This is a genomic window from Kitasatospora sp. NPDC008050 (assembly GCF_042957465.1).
Classification (GTDB): Bacteria; Actinomycetota; Actinomycetes; order Streptomycetales; family Streptomycetaceae; genus Kitasatospora.
Genome location: NZ_JBIBIJ010000012.1, coordinates 37,739 through 53,126, shown reverse-complemented (window position 1 = coordinate 53,126; position 15,388 = coordinate 37,739). Strand labels below are relative to the sequence as shown.

Annotated in this window: 14 protein-coding genes; 3 read left to right on the top strand and 11 right to left on the bottom strand. The window is 72.8% G+C overall.

The annotated features are described in order from the left end of the window. Positions 1-161 precede the first annotated feature (161 nt). Together ACFZB9_RS23385 and ACFZB9_RS23380 are read left to right on the top strand one after the other, a co-directional pair. Positions 162-1,295, top strand: a complete 1,134-nt coding sequence (locus tag ACFZB9_RS23385) for a nitrous oxide reductase family maturation protein NosD (RefSeq protein ID WP_391450051.1) — start codon at positions 162-164, stop codon at positions 1,293-1,295. 64 nt (positions 1,296-1,359) lie between these two features. Further along, positions 1,360-2,427 carry a methyltransferase gene (locus ACFZB9_RS23380; protein ID WP_391450050.1) on the top strand — a complete coding sequence of 356 codons (1,068 nt, stop codon included), beginning with the start codon at positions 1,360-1,362 and terminating at the stop codon, positions 2,425-2,427. A gap of 96 nt (positions 2,428-2,523) precedes the next feature. On the opposite strand, the gene ACFZB9_RS23375 is transcribed toward ACFZB9_RS23380, so the two are convergent. The 10 genes from ACFZB9_RS23375 to ACFZB9_RS23330 all read right to left on the bottom strand — a co-directional run bounded on the left by ACFZB9_RS23375 (position 2,524) and on the right by ACFZB9_RS23330 (position 11,791). Beyond that, positions 2,524-3,927 (bottom strand): acetyl/propionyl/methylcrotonyl-CoA carboxylase subunit alpha, encoded by a 1,404-nt coding sequence (locus ACFZB9_RS23375; RefSeq protein WP_391450048.1) that lies wholly within the window; start codon positions 3,925-3,927, stop codon positions 2,524-2,526. Between the two features lie 97 nt (positions 3,928-4,024). Then, positions 4,025-4,621: an acetyl-CoA carboxylase biotin carboxyl carrier protein gene (locus tag ACFZB9_RS23370; protein ID WP_391450046.1), complete on the bottom strand. Its 597-nt coding sequence runs from the start codon at positions 4,619-4,621 to the stop codon at positions 4,025-4,027. Beyond that, positions 4,618-6,384, bottom strand: coding sequence for an acetyl-CoA carboxylase, carboxyltransferase subunit beta (accD, locus tag ACFZB9_RS23365; RefSeq protein ID WP_391450044.1), 1,767 nt, complete (start codon positions 6,382-6,384; stop codon positions 4,618-4,620). The genes ACFZB9_RS23370 and accD overlap by 4 nt, the downstream gene beginning before the upstream one ends. Before the next feature lie 65 nt (positions 6,385-6,449). Further along, positions 6,450-6,782, bottom strand: coding sequence for a TcmI family type II polyketide cyclase (locus tag ACFZB9_RS23360; RefSeq protein ID WP_391450042.1), 333 nt, complete (start codon positions 6,780-6,782; stop codon positions 6,450-6,452). 32 nt (positions 6,783-6,814) lie between these two features. Next, entirely contained in the window at positions 6,815-7,300 is a 486-nt protein-coding gene (locus ACFZB9_RS23355; RefSeq protein WP_391450041.1) for an SRPBCC family protein, read from the bottom strand. Position 7,301: 1 nt separating this feature from the next. Beyond that, on the bottom strand, positions 7,302-7,559 hold the full coding sequence (locus ACFZB9_RS23350) for an acyl carrier protein (RefSeq protein ID WP_391450039.1): 258 nt from the start codon (positions 7,557-7,559) through the stop codon (positions 7,302-7,304). 43 nt (positions 7,560-7,602) lie between these two features. Further along, positions 7,603-8,868, bottom strand: coding sequence for a beta-ketoacyl synthase N-terminal-like domain-containing protein (locus ACFZB9_RS23345; protein WP_391450038.1), 1,266 nt, complete (start codon positions 8,866-8,868; stop codon positions 7,603-7,605). Then, entirely contained in the window at positions 8,865-10,133 is a 1,269-nt protein-coding gene (locus tag ACFZB9_RS23340; RefSeq protein ID WP_391450037.1) for a beta-ketoacyl-[acyl-carrier-protein] synthase family protein, read from the bottom strand. The genes ACFZB9_RS23345 and ACFZB9_RS23340 overlap by 4 nt, the downstream gene beginning before the upstream one ends. After that, a complete protein-coding gene (locus ACFZB9_RS23335; protein ID WP_391450035.1) occupies positions 10,130-10,570 on the bottom strand; it encodes a cupin domain-containing protein in 441 nt (146 codons plus the stop codon). The genes ACFZB9_RS23340 and ACFZB9_RS23335 overlap by 4 nt, the downstream gene beginning before the upstream one ends. Positions 10,571-10,573: 3 nt before the next feature. After that, positions 10,574-11,791, bottom strand: a complete 1,218-nt coding sequence (locus tag ACFZB9_RS23330; RefSeq protein ID WP_391450033.1) for a SchA/CurD-like domain-containing protein — start codon at positions 11,789-11,791, stop codon at positions 10,574-10,576. Between the two features lie 222 nt (positions 11,792-12,013). Here ACFZB9_RS23330 and ACFZB9_RS23325 point away from each other — a divergent pair, with 222 nt between their 5' ends. Then, on the top strand, positions 12,014-13,648 hold the full coding sequence (locus tag ACFZB9_RS23325) for an FAD-dependent oxidoreductase (RefSeq protein ID WP_391450032.1): 1,635 nt from the start codon (positions 12,014-12,016) through the stop codon (positions 13,646-13,648). Between the two features lie 68 nt (positions 13,649-13,716). On the opposite strand, the gene ACFZB9_RS23320 is transcribed toward ACFZB9_RS23325, so the two are convergent. Continuing rightward, a complete protein-coding gene (locus tag ACFZB9_RS23320) occupies positions 13,717-14,919 on the bottom strand; it encodes a multicopper oxidase domain-containing protein (RefSeq protein WP_391450030.1) in 1,203 nt (400 codons plus the stop codon). Between the last annotated feature and the right edge of the window lie 469 nt (positions 14,920-15,388).

Genomic DNA, 15,388 nt, shown 5'->3' with positions numbered 1-15,388 from the left:
GAGAGTGAGCAGAAGTGGCGGGCGGTGACCCGCGCCCATAGCTTCGACTCAACGGACACGCGCAGCCGGGCGCCGAGCGCGGCGTCGCCGACGGACTGCCATCCGGTCCGCCGCTGAGCACGGAAACTCCTTGCCGGGGTCCTGGAAAGCAGGTTGGGACCATGCCCACACGACGGGCTCGCCAAGTGGCGGGCGCGACCGCCGGCCTTCTGCTGGGGCTGGGGGCCGCGACGCCCGCCCATGCCGGCGCGATGCATACCGCCGTCGTCAGCGACCGAGCAGGCAACCCCGCGCACACCGCACGCACCGCCCATGCGGTCCATACCGTCCATTCGGGCCAGTCGATCCAGCAGGCCGTGGACAGTGCCCGGCCGGGGGACACCGTCCTCGTGCTGCCCGGCACCTACCGCGAGAGCGTCCAGATCACCACCTCCGACCTGACCCTGCGGGGCACGGGCGCCCTGAGCGTGATCACCCGGGGTCCGGCCGTCGCCAACGGCTCCGCCGCCGCGTGTGCCCAGGCCGGCCACGGCATCTGCGTCACCGGCGCGCAGGGAGCCCGCCTCACCGGTGTGCGGATCGAGTCGCTCACCGTCTCCGGCTTCCCGAAGAACGGCCTCTCGGCCTCGCAGACCGAGGGGATGACCGTGCGCCATGTGCTGGCCGAGAACAACGGCGAGCAGGGCATCAGCCAGGAGAAGTCGATCCGGGGCCGGTTCCAGGACAACGAGTCCAGGGGCAACGGGCAGTCCGGCATCTTCCTGGCGAACATCGCCGACGGCAAGGGCGGGGCGATCGACACCGAGGGGGCCGAGGTCAGCGGCAACCGGTTGACCGGCAACCGGATCGGGGTGGTGGTCCGGCGGCTGCGCGACCTGGTCGTCGAGCACAACACCATCACCGGCAACTGCGGCGGCGTCTTCGTCGTGGGCGACGACGGCAGGCCCCGCGCGGGCGATCTGACCGTGCGGCAGAACAAGGTGAACCGGAACAACCAGTACTGCCCGCCGAGCGACCGCCTGCCCTACATCCAGGGCACCGGCATCGTGCTGACCGGTGTGGAGCAGACCCGGGTGACCGGCAACGAGGTCATGGACAACGTCGGCGCCTCGCCGCTGTCCGGCGGCATCGTGCTCTTCCGCAGCTACGTCGGCGGCCTGAGCGCGAACAACACCATCAGCGCCAACACGGCCGAGGGCAACGGGACCGCCGACCTCGCCGACCGCGACGGCGGCCCCGACAACAGCTTCACCGGCAACACCTGCCGGCTCTCCGAGCCCGCGGGCCGGTGCTGAGCGGTCGGCAGCCGACGGACCGGGCCCCAGCCTCCCCAACCCCATCGAGAGAACGGCGGCGCTTATGACCACCGCATCTTCCACTTCCACCACGCCCAGCACCGCACCCAGTTCCTCGGCCGCCGCCCCGGCGGCCATGCGGCTGCGTGAGCTCGTCTTCGGCGCGGCCTGCGCGGCGGCCGTGCGGGCAGCGGCCGGACTGCGCGTCGCCGACGCACTCGGCGAGACCCCGGCCACGGCCCACGAGCTGGCCACGGCGCTGGGGATCGAGCCGGGTCCGCTCGCCCGGCTGCTGCGCGCCCTGTCCTGCTACGGCATCTTCGCCGAGACCGGGGACGGCCGCTTCGTCCACACCGAGATGTCCCGGCTGCTCCAGGAGGACGCCCCCAACAGCCTGCGGTACATCGCACTGTGGTGCACCGCCCCGTGGACCTGGGAGGCCTGGCCGCGGCTGGACGAGGCGGTCCGGTCCGGCGAGAGCGTCTTCCCCGACCTGTACGGCAAGGAGTTCTTCGACTACCTGCACGACGACGCGGCGGACACCGCCCGGGTGTTCGACAAGGCGATGACCCACTCCAGCCGCCAGTCGGCCGACGACATCGCGCGCTTCGTCGACCTGGTGGGGGTCGAGTCGGTGGTGGACATCGGCGGTGGTCAGGGCCACGTGCTGGCCAGTCTGCTGGAGCGCTACCCGCACCTGCACGGCACGCTGCTCGACCTGCCCACCGTGGTGGCGAACGCCGATCCGCGGCTGCGCGAGGACGGCGCGCTCGCCTCGCGGGTCCGGTTGCTGGCGGGCGACTGCCGCAGCGCGGTCCCGATCCAGGCCGACCTGTACATCATCAAGAACATCCTGGAGTGGGACGACGACAGCACCCGCCGTACGCTGCGCAACGTGGTGGCGGCGGCCCGGCCGGGCGCCCGGGTCCTGGTGATCGAGAACCTGGTCGACGACAGCCCCTCGATGCGGTTCACCACCGCCATGGACCTGCTCCTGCTGCTCAACGTGGGCGGTGCCAAGCACTCCAAGGACAGCCTGGTCACCCTGATGACGGAGGCCGGCCTGGCCGTCGGCGACATCCGCCCGGTCAACGCCTACCTGCATGCCTTCGACTGCACCGTCTCGGGCTGACGGCCCAGCGGCACGCACAGCACGGCGCCGGCAGCGATCTCGCTGCCGGCGCGGTGCTGTGCGTGGCCGTCGTCTCCGGGGGCTGCGGGGAGGTGGTCAGCCGGCCGTGACGGGAGCGGGGGCCGGTACCGGGGTGGCGAGGGCCTGCTGCTGCTCCTCGGACATCGTGGCGACCAATCCGGTGGTGTGCCGGGCGGTCTGGAAGAGCGGGTGCGCGAGGGTGTCGCGCAGGAAGCCGATGGTGGTCCGCACGCCGGGGCCGGCCACCCGGAACTCCTCCAGCACCCGGTCCATCCTGACGATCGCCTGTTCGCGGTCCGGGGCCCAGACGGCGGCCTTGGCGAGCAGCGAGTCGTAGTCGGGGCCGACCCGCCAGCCGGGGTAGGCGTGCGTGTCGATCCGCACGAAGGGGCCGCCGGGCGGCACGAACTCGGTGAGCAGGCCCGGCGCGGGCGCGAAGTCGCGGGCCGGGTCCTCGGCGTTGACCCGGCACTCCAGCGCCACGCCCCGGGTGCGGACCTCGTCCTGACGCACCGACAGCGGCAGGCCCGCGGCGATGGCGATCTGCTCGCGCACGATGTCCACCCCGGTCACCAGCTCGGTGATCGGATGTTCCACCTGCAGGCGGCAGTTGATCTCCATCAGGTAGAACTCGTGATCCGGCGTCAGGACGAACTCGAAGGTGCCGGCCCCGACGAAGCCCACCGCGGCGGCGCCGCGCACCGCGGCCGCCCACATCGCCTCGCGCAGCTCGGTCGGCAGCTCGGGCGCCGGGGCCTCCTCGATGAGCTTCTGGTGCCGGCGCTGCACCGAGCAGTCGCGCTCGCCCAGGTGGATCACCGAGCCGTGCCGGTCGCACAGCACCTGCACCTCCACATGGCGCGCGTCCTGGACGAACCGCTCCAGGTAGAGACGGTCGTCGCCGAAGACCGCCCGCGCGTGGGCCTGGGTCTCGACATAGGCCAGCCGCAGGCCGTCGGCGTCCTCCACCACGGCCATGCCGCGACCGCCGCCGCCCGCGACCGCCTTGAGGATCACCGGATAACCGACCTGCTGGGCCAGTTCCTTGGCCTCGGCCGAGGAGGTCAGCGCATCGGTGCTGCCGGGCAGGACGGGCAGTCCGGCCCGGGCCATCAGGGCCCGGGCCACCGCCTTGTCGCCGAGCTGCTGCATCACGTGCGCGGGCGGGCCGATGAAGACGATGCCGTTGGCCTCGCAGATCTCCGCGAAGTCGGGATCCTCCGACAGGAAGCCGTACCCGGGGTGGATGGCCTGCGCCCCGGTCTGCAGCGCCGCCTCGATGATCGCGGGAACGCTCAGGTAGCTCGCCCTCGCGGGCGGCGGACCGATGTGCACCGCCTCGTCCGCGAAGCGGACCACGGCCGAGTCGCGGTCCACGGTCGAGTACACCGCCACCGTCCGGATGCCGAGTTCGCGGCAGGCGCGGGCCACCCGCAGCGCGATCTCCCCACGGTTGGCGATGAGAACGGTTGAGAACATGGAGATCACCTCGGTGCTCGGGACGGCCTGGGGCGCGGACGTACGCCGGAAGGCCCGAGGGCTTGTCGCACAAGCCTTCGGGCCCGTCTGACAAGCCCTAGTCCTCCTCGGCGGTGACGGGTTCGAGTGCGATCAGGCGCTGATCGAACTCCACCGGCCGGCCGTTCGGCGTGACCAGCTCGACCACCCGCCCGCCGACGGTGGAGGTGATGGTGCTCATCATCTTCATCGCCTCCAGGACCCCCACCGGCTGGCCGGGCTGGACCAGGTCGCCGATGCTGACGAACGGCGGCGCCTCCGGTGAGCTGGCGTGGTAGAAGGTGCCGACCATCGGGGCGCGGACGTAGGCGAGGTCGTCCTGCTCCTCCACCGCCGGGCCGCCGGGCAGCTCGCCGGCGGGCGCGTGGCCCGCGCGCTGCGCCGGGTCGACCGGGTCGGGCCACTCGACCTCGACACTGGTCTGCCCGTCCCTTATCCGGATCCGCCGCGGCGTCGCCGGTGCGGCCTTGGCCAGTTGGGCGACGTTGCGGCAGACCGCGTCCAGCAGCTCGCCGGGGGCCGGCGCCGGGCGCTCGGCCCGCGTGCCGTTCGCACCCTGGCCCACGTGTCGTCCGTCCTCGGGGTCCAGCCTGAGGCGGTCCTCCTCGCGGCGGGCGAGCTCACGGCGTTCCCACTCCACACGGTCCGGCTTCACCGGGCCCCTCCTTCAGCACTCAGGCCGCTGTCGAGTCCGAAGCGGTGGAAGCGGTCGCGGCGTTCGCTCAGCAGTCGCTGCGGCTCCCACGGCTTCAGCTCGTCCAGGGCGGCGGTCACCGCGTTGCCCAACAGGGCGGCGGCCTGCAGATGGTCGGTGTGCGCACCACCCGGTGGCTCCGGCACGACACCGTCGACGATACCGAGGCGCAGCAGTTCCCCCGCATCGACGCGCAGAGCCGCCGCCGCGGTTGGCGCCGCCTGTGCGTCCTTCCACAGAATGGCGGCGCAGCCCTCCGGACTGATCACCGAGTAGATCCCGTTGGCGCAGATCAGCACCCGGTTGGCGACGGCCAGCGCGAGCGCGCCGCCGCTGCCGCCCTCGCCGGTGACCACGGCGACGATCGGCACCGGCAGCCGGGCCATCAGGCGCAGGTTCTCCGCGATGGCGACCGCCTGGCCGCCGCGCTCCGCGTCCGGGCCGGGGTTGGCGCCCGGGGTGTCGATCAGTGTGACCACCGGCAGGCCGAGTTTGGCCGCCATCCGCATCAGCCGGGCCGCCTTGCGGTAGCCGCCGGGGCTCGGCATGCCGAACTTGCGGCGCTGGCGCTCGACCAGGTCGTTGCCGCCCTTCTGGTGCCCGATCAGCATGACGGGCCGTCCGTTGAGCCGGCCGGGGCCGCCGACGACGGCCGAGCAGTCCTCCGAGATCCGGTCGCCGTGCAGTTCACGGAAGCCGTCCAGCAGGTGCGCGGCGTAGTCGAGCGTGGTGGGCCGCTCGGGATGGCGGGCGAGCCGCACGGTGGTCCAGGCGTCGCTCGTCGGCAACTCCTCGGCGCTGCGCAGGATCCGGCCGCTCGGCCCACCCGGGCCGGCGGTGTCCGGGGCGTCCGCTCCTGGGGTGTCGGCTGCCGGGCTGTCCGGGGCCTGTGCGGTGGCCGGGGTGTCGTCCCGCGCGGACTGCAGGCTGAGCAGCTGCGCCAGCGTGGCGCGCAGCGCGGCCCTCGGCACCACACCGTCGACGAGCCCGTTGCGCAGCAGGAACTCCGCGGTCTGGAAGCCGGCCGGCAGGCTCTCGCCGATGGTCTGCTCGATCACCCGCGGCCCGGCGAAGCCCAGCCGCGCGCCCGGCTCGGCGATGATCACGTCCGCGAGGGTGGCGAACGAGGCGGCCACGCCCCCGTAGGTCGGGTCGGTGACCAGCGACACCACCAGGATGCCGGCCTCGTCGAGTTCGGCCAGCGCCTGGGAGGTCTTGGCCATCTGCATCAGCGACAGCACGCCCTCCTGCATCCGGGCCCCGCCGGAGGCGGTGACCAGCAGCAGCGGGATCCGCAGCCGCAGGCTGGTCCGGGCGGCCTCGGTGATCAGCGCGCCGACCCCGCAGCCCAGACTGCCGCCGAGGAAGCGGAAGTCCATCGCGGCGGCCACCACCGGGTGGCCCTCGATGGTGCCCTGCACGCAGAGCACCGCCTCCCGCAGCCCGGTCGTGGTCCGGGCGTCCAGCAGCCGCTCCGGGTACGGCCGGGTGTCGGCGAAGCCGAGCGGGTCGCTGACGCAGTCGACGTGGTCGAGCGGCTGTGCCGAGCCCGGATCGAGCAGCTGGTCCAGCCGCTCGCGCGCGGTGAGCCTGGCGTGCGACCCGCAGTCGGGGCACACGCGCAGCGCCCGGCTGAAGCGCTTGCCGTAGATGAGAGTGACGCAGCGCTCGCACCGCACCCAGGAGGGCGCCTGGTCGGCCGCCGGGTTCTCCACCTCGACCATGGGGTTTCCTTCCAGCCTGTGCGTCCGCTACCGCCGGGCGCTGCGCGGGCCTGTCCGGCGGATCTTCACGCGGTGATGCCGCGCTCCCAGCGGTAGAACTCGCGGGCCATGGCGTCCTTGGGCTCCCGCCAGGTCTGCGGGTCGTAGGCCTGGACGTAGGCGGCGAGCCGCTCGCTGACGTCGCGGAACTCCGGGTGGCCGGTCAGCTTGGCCACTTCGGGGCCCGGGGGGCGCTCGGCCTCGATCAGGTGCAGGTACAGGTCGCCGAACTGGAACAGGCTGCGGCCGGTCACCCCGATCAGCTCGGGCAGTTCGCCGCGGTCGGAGTCGGCGAAGGTCCTGGCGATGTCGGTGGCCGCGCCGGGCTTCATCCGGGCGACGATCAGAGCGCGGTGCATGGGTCGCGTCCTTTCGTGATGGCTGGGCGGGCTCAGTTGGGCAGGGCGGCCGGGGCGCCGCGGCCGGTCTCGCGGGCGTGCCGCTCGACCTTGTCGCGGATGAGCTCCATCTGGATCTTGGAGTTGCGGTTGATGTGGTCGGTCATCTTGGTGTCGTCCACCGGCGCGGTGGGCTTCATCGCGAAGTCCTGGATCCAGCGCATCGCGGTGCCGCCGTCGACCTCCCGGTACTCCCAGCGGATGTTCATGTGCTCGAACGGGCCGGTCTCCACCCGACGCGCCTTCACGGTGAGCGAGGGGCGGTGGGTCTCCCGCTCGGAGACCCAGCTCCACACCTGGCCGTTCTCGTCGGGGTGCATGGTCAGCCGGAAGGTGACCTTCTCGCCCTGCCGGTCGAGCACCTCGACGGAGGCGTACTCGCTGAACAGCTGCGGCCAGCCTTCGAGGTCGTTGGTCAGGTCCCAGGTCAGGGCGACGGGTGCGGCGATCAGGATCTCGTTCTCGGTGTGTCCGGTCATCTCAGGCTCCAGCGGTGAGTTGGTCGTTGACGAGGGTGAGGAAGTCCTCGGGGGTCTTGCAGCTCTCCGGCTCGTTGCCGATCGGCTTCCCGTAGCGGTTCTCCAGCTCGGACACGATGCCCAGCAGCCCGAGCGAGTCGAGCCCGAACTGCTCGAAGAGCGTGTCGGGTTGGCGCTCCAGGTCGGCGGCGTCGACCGACAGTCCGGCCCGGCCCTTCATGAGCGAGGCGAGTTCTTCGAAGGTCACGGGGCCGTTCATCTTGATCTCCTTCGGGTGGACGGGAGTTGCGGGTGGGGAAGGATCACGGACGGTCGTCGGTACCGCGCCGCAGCACCAGCGCCGAGTTGCAGCCCATCAGGCCGCGGCTGAGCACCAGCGCGGTACGCAGCGGCAGCTTGCGGGCATGCCCGGTGACCAGGTCGAGGTCGTGCCGCACCTCGGTGATGTTCGGCGTCGGAGGCACCAGGCCGTGCTCCAGGGCGAGCACCGCGGTGGCCACATCCAGCGCCGAGGCGGCCGAATAGGCCCGGCCGTAGCCGGTCTTGGGCGCGGTCACCGGGACCTCGGCGCCGTGCGGGCCCAGTGCGTCGGCGATCGCCAGCGCCTCGGCCTGGTCCGCGGAGGGGACGCCGAGGGCGTCGGCGAAGACCACGTCGACCTCGTGGGGCGCGCAGCCCGCCTCGTCCAGCGCGCCCTGGATCGCCCGCGCCAGGCCCTGCCGGGAGGCCTCCCAGCCGGCGGTGCCGGTGAAGGTGGCGGCATGGCCGGCCACCACGGCCCGGACCCGGGCGCCGCGCCGGTGTGCCGCTCCCGCCTCCTCGACGACGAACATCGCGCCGCCCTCGGCCGGGGAGAAGCCGCAGGCGTCGTCGGTGAACGGCAGATAGGCCCGGTGCGGTTCCGCGGCCAGGCTGAGCTCCGGGTAGCCGAGCTGGCAGACCACCGAGTAGGGGGCCAGCGGCGCCTCGGTGGCGCCGGCCACCACCGCGTCCGTGCCGTGCCGGATGGTCCGGCAGGCGTGTGCGAAGACGTCGAGGCCACCGGCCTCGTCGTTGGCCAGCACGCCGCACGGTCCCTGGAAGCCGCCGCGGATGGAGATCTGGCCGGTGCTGGCGGCGTAGAACCAGGCGATGGACTGGTAGGGGCCCACGAAGTGCGGCCCCTGTCCCCACAGGTTCTGCAGCTCGCCCTGGCCGAACTCGCCGCCGCCGGAGCCCGCCGCCGTCACCACGCCGATGCCGAACGGCGCCTGCGGGTCCTTCGCCAGCTGGGCGTCCTCCAGGGCGAGTTCGGCCGCGGCCATGGCGAAGTGGGTGAACCGGTCGGTCTGCACCAGGAAGCGGTTCTCGATCAGCCCGGCGGGGTCGAAGCCGCGGACCTCGCCGGCCACCCGCAGCGGCAGGTGGGTGCAGCCCTCCCGGGAGACCGGGCCGAGCACGGCGGTGCCCTGCAGCACCGCCTTCCAGAAGGCGTCGGTGCCGACCCCGCTGGGTGCGACCACGCCCAGGCCCGTGACCACCACCTGACGGTCGTTCAGTGCCGGCTCGGGGCCGCGTGATCTGGTCATTCCGTCCTCCCGTCGGCGCGGGTGAGCACCACCGCGGACTGGAAGCCGCCGAAGCCGCTGCCGACCGAGAGCACGGTGCGCAGGTGCGCGGCGCGGGCGGTGCGCGGCACGTAGTCGAGGTCGCACTCCGCGTCCGGCGTCTCGTAGTTGGCGGTCGGCGGCACCACTCCGTGGGTCAGTGCCAGGGCGCAGGCGGCCAGTTCGATCGCGCCGATGGCGCCCAGCGAGTGCCCGACCATCGACTTGATCGAGCTCATCGGCACGGTGTAGGCGTGCGCGCCCAGCGAGCGCTTGACGGCCGCCGTCTCGTGCCGGTCGTTCTGCTTGGTGCCCGAGCCGTGCGCGTTGACGTAGTCGACGTCGGTGGGGTCGAGTTGGGCCTCGGCCAGGGCGCGGTCGATCGCCTCCGACATCTCCCGGCCCTCCTGGGTGAGGCCGGTCATGTGGTAGGCGTTGCCGAAGGTGGCGAAGCCGCGGATCTCGCAGTAGATCCGCGCGCCGCGGGCGCGGGCATGCTCCAGCTCCTCCAGCAGCAGCACGGCCGCGCCCTCGCCCAGCACGAAGCCGTCGCGCTCGGCGTCGAAGGGGCGCGAGGCGTGTGCGGGGTCGTCGTTGCGGGTGGAGGTCGCCTTGATCGCGTCGAAGCAGGCGACCGTGATCGGGGAGATCGGCGAGTCCGAGGCGCCGGCCACGACGATGTCCGCCTTGCCCTCGGTGATGGCGTGGAAGGCGTGCCCCACCGCGTCCAGCCCCGAGGTGCACCCGGTGGAGACGGTCTGCACCGGGCCGTGCGCGCCGATGTCCTCGGCGACCTCGGAGGCCAGCGCGCTGGGGGAGAAGGCGCGGTGCAGGTGGGCGCCGGCGCCCTGGTGGTCCACGTCCCAGCGGCCGCCGCCGGCGCTGACCGCCACGTAGTCGTGCTCCAGACGGGTGGTGCCGCCGACGGCCGAGCCCAGCGAGACGCCGATCCGCCAGGGGTCCTGCACGCCGAGGTCGAGCCCCGAGTCGCGCAGCGCCTCGGCGGCCGCGGCCAGCGCGAACTGGACGTAGCGGTCGGCGCGTTCGGCCCGCTCCGGCTCCAGGCCGCAGGCCAGCGCGTCGAAGTCGCACTCGGCCGCGATCCGGGAGCGGAACCCCGCGGGATCGAAGAGGGTGATCCCGCGGGTCGCGGTCTGGCCGGCCGTGAGCAGGTCCCAGAAGGCCCGCACCCCTATCCCGCCGGGGGCCACCACACCGAGGCCGGTGACCGCGACACGGCGCATCACGCCGTCGCCCCGGTCGGGTCGGGCGGCATCGACAGGGCGCCGGCCACCTGTGTGGTGTCCTCGGTGTCCACGTGGCCGAGTTCGGGGCGGGGCGCCAGCGGCCCCAGGTGGAAGACCATCCGGGCCTCGGTGCCGCCCACGTTGCGGAAGCGGTGGCGGACGTCGCGCGGGATCATCAGGCCCTGGTCGGGCCGCAGCGGGTGCGCTGCGCCGTCCAGGTCCACCTCCAGCTCGCCGCTGACGACGAAGACGAACTCCTCGGAGTACGGGTGGTAGTGCTCACCGATCCGCTCGCCGGGCTGGATGATCGCCAGGCCCATGAAGCCGCTGGTGGCGCCCACGCTGGTCGGCGTGAGGATGGCGCGCAGGTCGCCGCCGCGCCGCCGGTTGGGCTGCGTCTCGTCGAGGTGCACGATGCGTGCGGGATTGACGCTCACGGGTCACTCTCCGGTGGCGGCGGACGCCGGGGCGGCGCCGGGGGCCTGGGGGTCGGGGGACGGGGCCTTGCGGTCGGTGACCAGGTCCATGGCACAGTCGTCCAGGAAGCGGGTGATCCCCGCCGCGCTCTCCAGGTCGGTGTCCGCGGGCAGGTCGAGGTAGCGGATCAGGGCGGTCAGCGCGCTGCCCGGGGCCAGGCCCGCCGCCTGCGCGGGGGCCTGCCGGTAGGGCACCCGCAGGTCGACCAGGCGCAGCAGCAGGCCGTCGCGCAGGAACATCGTGCCGGCCGCCAGCGGGTGCGCCGCGTCCCCGGCCGCCGACTTGTCCTGCTCGGCGAGGAGTTGGACGGCCGCGGCGCCGTGGCCGGGGCGCACGGGGTACAGGAAGGCCAGCCGGGTGAGGTCTTTCGCGGTGGGCTCACCGCCGGTGTGGTGCACCGCGGGCAGCGCCGCGCGCGCGAAGAAGGCCCGGGTGGACGCCGGGTCGGCGAAGTCCCGGGCCTCCTCCAGGTACGGGTTGACCGCCTCCTCGACGGCCCGCACCTCGGGCTGCGTGGCCACGTGCCGCAACGCGTTGCCGAGGTCGCCCTGCACCTCGACGGCCCGCACCACGCGGTTGCCGCGCATGAAGAGCGAGGTGCGACAGAGCCGGGTGGTGCGGTCCACCTCGGCCCGTGGCGAGCGGTAGCCCGAGAGGATGTCGGCGACGGCCCGTTCGCTGCCGGGCTTGACCGTGAAGGTGAGCGCGTGGCGCACCACGCCGCCGCTGGCCAGTGGCGGGGCCGGCAGCGGGTCGGTGCTGCGCGTGGGCCGGCGCCCTGCGGCGACCGCCGCGGTTCTGCGCAGGGGCGCGCCGTCCGGGGCGGCCACCGGCTCGGGGGTCTCCCGGGCGATGACGAACCGCAGCGAACGGGTGTCGCTGACGCACTGGTGGAGCGGCTCGACCACATCGCGGTGGGCGGGGCTGTCCACCCAGCTGAGGAAGGGCTCGGCGCTCTCCCACTCGCTGGTGATCAGCCACTGCGAGGAGTTGCCGAGCGACTGGCACAGCTGGTCGCTGATGTGGCCGGGGACCTTGGCCACCTGGTGGCGGATCTGCTCGTAGGCGGCCAGGAAGCGCTGCTCCTGGCCGTCGTGCACGTCGAGCAGCAGCACGACGCGCAGCCGGGAGTCGGTGGCCGGAGTGGAGGGTGGGGTTTGCCTGTCGGACAGGGTTGTCACGGTGCTTGTTCCTCTCGCTCGATCCCGGCCCCTGCGCACGTTCCGGGGCCTGATCGCATGCGTTCGATACTACGTACCGCAACGATCTCCGCACGATGCGTGAGTCGCGCGGGTGAAGATCGCTTCCGGGCGGCCGCCGCTGGGAATAGCTAGGGCCCGGCCCGATCCGGCCGTGCCCTGCGCGGCGGCCGGGCCCCTTCCCCGTACGGCTGGAGAGACCTCATGACCTCGCAGGTCGACGACCGCGTGCCGGTCCTGATCGTGGGCGGTTCCCTGGTGGGGCTGTCCGCCTCACTGTTCCTCGGGCGCCTGGGTGTCGAACACCTGGTGGTGGAACGACATGCGCGCACCTCGCACCACCCGCGCGGGCGTGGCAACAACGTGCGCACGATGGAGCTCTACCGGACGGCAGGGGTGGAGCAGCAGATCCGGCAGGCGGCCGCCGTGCTGGCCGAGAACCACGGCATCCTGCAGGCCGGCACGCTGACCGGCGCCGATCAGGAGTGGCTGTTCAAGCAGATCGACCCGGGCGGCACGCTCTCCCGGCTCAGCCCCTCCGGCTGGTGCCTGTGCAGCCAGAACGACCTGGAGCCGGTACTGCTGCGCTGCGCCCAGGAGTTGGGCGGTCAGGTGCGGTTCGGCACCGAGCTGGACTCCTTCGAGCAGGACGAGGCCGGGGTGACGGCACTGATCCGGGACCGGGAGAGCGGTCAGGTGCGCACGGTGCGCGCCGACTACCTGATCGCGGCGGACGGGCCGCGCAGCCCGGTGCGGGAGAAGCTGGGCATCGGGCGCACCGGGCAGGGCGACCTGTTCCACAACGTGAGCATCACCTTCTCGGCCAAGCGGTTGGCCGAGGTGGTGGGTGAACGACGGTTCATCGTCTGCTACTTGACCAACCCCGAGGGAGCCGGCGCGCTGCTGCCGGTCGACAACCAGCAGCACTGGGTCTTCCACGCGCCCTGGCACCCGGACCGCGGCGAGGAGTTGGCGGACTTCACCGACGAGCGGTGCGAGGCGCTGATCCGGGCCGCGACCGGCGTGCCCGACCTGGAGCTGGAGGTGACCGGCAAGGCGCCCTGGCACGCGGCCGAACGGGTCGCCGAGCGCTACGGTGAGGGCCGGGTCTTCCTCGCGGGGGACTCGGCGCACGAGATGTCCCCGACCGGCGCGTTCGGATCCAACACCGGGATCCAGGACGCGCACAACCTGGCCTGGAAGCTCGCGGCGGTGCTGCGCGGCTGGGCCGGACCCGGGCTGCTGGAGACCTACGACGCCGAGCGGCGTCCGGTGGCGGTGGCGACCGGTGCCCGTGCCTCGGCGCGCTCCGCCGAGCACCGGCACCCCGGGTACGAGGTCACTCCCGGTGCCGGGCGGCAGGCCGGCATGATGGCGGTGGTGCTGGGGTACCGCTACGACTCGACTGCCGTGGTGGACAGCGCTGCTGCCGGATCGCCGGTTCCGCAGGACTTCCGTCCGATCGCCGAGCCGGGCGGCCGGGCGCCGCATCTGTGGCTGCGCCGGGACGGGGCCAGGGTCTCGACGCTGGACCTCTATGAGACGGTGCCGGTGCTGCTGAGCGGCCCCGAGGGCGGGGCGTGGCATGCCGCCGGTCAGCGGGTGGCCGAGCGGTCGGGCGTTCCGCTCACCTGCTACCAGGTGGGCTCGGATGCGCCGGACGGGCTGGTGCCCGAGGACGGTGCCGACTGGGAGCACCTGCACGGGGTCGCGGCGGACGGTGTGGTGCTGGTGCGTCCCGACGGGTTCGTGGCCTGGCGGGCGCGCGGCTCGGCGGCCGAGCCCGAGCAGCTGCTGGCCGAGGTGCTGGGCCGGGTGCTCGACGTCCGCACCGGCTGACCGCCGGGACGGGCAGCGGCGGGGGCGCCGCGCTCGGCGCCCCCGCCGTTGATCTGCCTGACGTACCGTCAGGTCACCTGGTAGCGACCGACCATGCCGCCCATCATGTGGTGGATGACGTGGCAGTGGTAGAGCCAGTCGCCGGGGTTGTCCTCCAGGTACTCGATGGTCAGCGTGGTGGAGGGGCCGATCAGCTGCGAGTCCACCCAGTCCGGGCTGTTCGGACCGCTGCGCCAGCGATGGCCGTGCAGATGGAAGACGTGGAACTCCTGGCCCAGCGAGGCGATCCGCCACCGCACCCGATCGCCCGCCTTCGCGGTGAAGGTCGGGGTGTTGCCGAGGTAGGCGCCACCGTTGAAGAGGTTGAGGTTCTGGCCCAGCGAGGGGATGTCGGCCTTGTAGGTGTCGTGCAGGAAGAGCACGAACTCGCGGTCGACCTGGGGGGTGTTCTCGTCGGTGACCGCCACGACGCCGAACAGGCCGAGTTCGGCGCCGATCTCCATCACCGGGTCGCCTGGGCTGAGCCGTTGGGACTCGTCCAGTCCGTACTCCTTGTGCGCGGGCGCGCTGCTCGCGGCGGCCGGACCGGGGATCGACTGCGGCATCGAGTGGTCGTGGTAGGGCCAGGTGCCCACCGAACTGGGCGGGCAGGCCCAGGTGTAGGTGTAGGTCTCGCCGAACGGGACGGCGGCGCCGGGCCGGTCGGGGTCGTCGGCCAGCCAGCCGCCGTCGTTCTCCCGGTCGTAGAGCACGCCGTGCGGGTGCATGCTGTGCGGCCAGCGGTAGTGGTCGTCGTTGTTGCGGAAGTGCACCCGGATCAGGTCGCCCACCTCGGCGCGCAGCACCGGGCCGGGGATGCCCTGGTTGGCTCCCAGTCCGTCGGGGCCGAGGTCGGCATCGAGCGGGTGGTCCCAGTCCGGCGCGTAGGCGCGAAAGCCGACCGCCCAGAACGTGAGCTTGTCCGCAGGGATATGACGGCCCATCATGGCGTCGTAGCCGCTGGGCACCGGGTTGTGCTGGAACGAGTCGGCCTGGACCCAGTACTCGCGCACCCGGCCGCTGGGCTGGAAGGTGTCGGCGGCGAACGGGTCGTAGGGCGCCTGGCGCCTGGCCGGGGCCGGGGCGGCCGGAGGGGTCGCGGCGGCCGCGGGCCGGGCGCCGGCGGCCAGTGCGGCGACGGCGCCGCCGCCCAGCAGGGTCCGCACCACGGCCCGGCGGCCGTGCTCGCTCTTGTCGTCTCGCTTCTCGTCTTGGGCCTGATCAGCCGACATGGGTCCCTTTCCGGATCAGCAGTCCCGCCGAGACTGGGGTCTCTCTCATGGGTCTTGTCGGATCAGCGTGCGGTGTCGGGATGCCCGGCGTCGCGCGCCCGGCAAGACTCATGAGAGAGACCCTAGGCACACTCGGGCGCCAGCGCCGGGAGCTGCTCGGGTGCTATCGCCCAGTCGGCCGAGCCGGTTGCTCCGAGGGTGCCGATTGCTCCGGGGGCGGCGCGGGCGCCGCGCGTGCGGGGGCTGTGACGGTCGCGTCACGCACTGATAAGACAACCTTTCAACCTGCCAAAACATCGCTTGGTGATCTTGTTATGCATGGGAAAAGCTCGATTTGAACTAGGAATCCAAGCGTGTAAGGCTGTGCTGCCAGCCGTTACCAAGAGGTAACCCGCCGTGGCCGCTGCCCCGCCGACCCAGCCAATCTGGGTCCGTGGCGGGTGCCGCACGGCGCGGAGCAGACCCGAGC

Coding starts and splice junctions, on each gene's coding strand:
- ACFZB9_RS23360 (WP_391450042.1), bottom strand. CDS start 6,782: ATGCACCGCGCTCTGATCGTCGCCCGGATGAAGCCCGGCGCGGCCACC.
- ACFZB9_RS23385 (WP_391450051.1), top strand. CDS start 162: ATGCCCACACGACGGGCTCGCCAAGTGGCGGGCGCGACCGCCGGCCTT.
- ACFZB9_RS23355 (WP_391450041.1), bottom strand. CDS start 7,300: ATGACCGGACACACCGAGAACGAGATCCTGATCGCCGCACCCGTCGCC.
- ACFZB9_RS23350 (WP_391450039.1), bottom strand. CDS start 7,559: ATGAACGGCCCCGTGACCTTCGAAGAACTCGCCTCGCTCATGAAGGGC.
- ACFZB9_RS23345 (WP_391450038.1), bottom strand. CDS start 8,868: ATGACCAGATCACGCGGCCCCGAGCCGGCACTGAACGACCGTCAGGTG.
- ACFZB9_RS23380 (WP_391450050.1), top strand. CDS start 1,360: ATGACCACCGCATCTTCCACTTCCACCACGCCCAGCACCGCACCCAGT.
- ACFZB9_RS23320 (WP_391450030.1), bottom strand. CDS start 14,919: ATGTCGGCTGATCAGGCCCAAGACGAGAAGCGAGACGACAAGAGCGAG.
- ACFZB9_RS23375 (WP_391450048.1), bottom strand. CDS start 3,927: ATGTTCTCAACCGTTCTCATCGCCAACCGTGGGGAGATCGCGCTGCGG.
- ACFZB9_RS23325 (WP_391450032.1), top strand. CDS start 12,014: ATGACCTCGCAGGTCGACGACCGCGTGCCGGTCCTGATCGTGGGCGGT.
- accD (WP_391450044.1), bottom strand. CDS start 6,384: ATGGTCGAGGTGGAGAACCCGGCGGCCGACCAGGCGCCCTCCTGGGTG.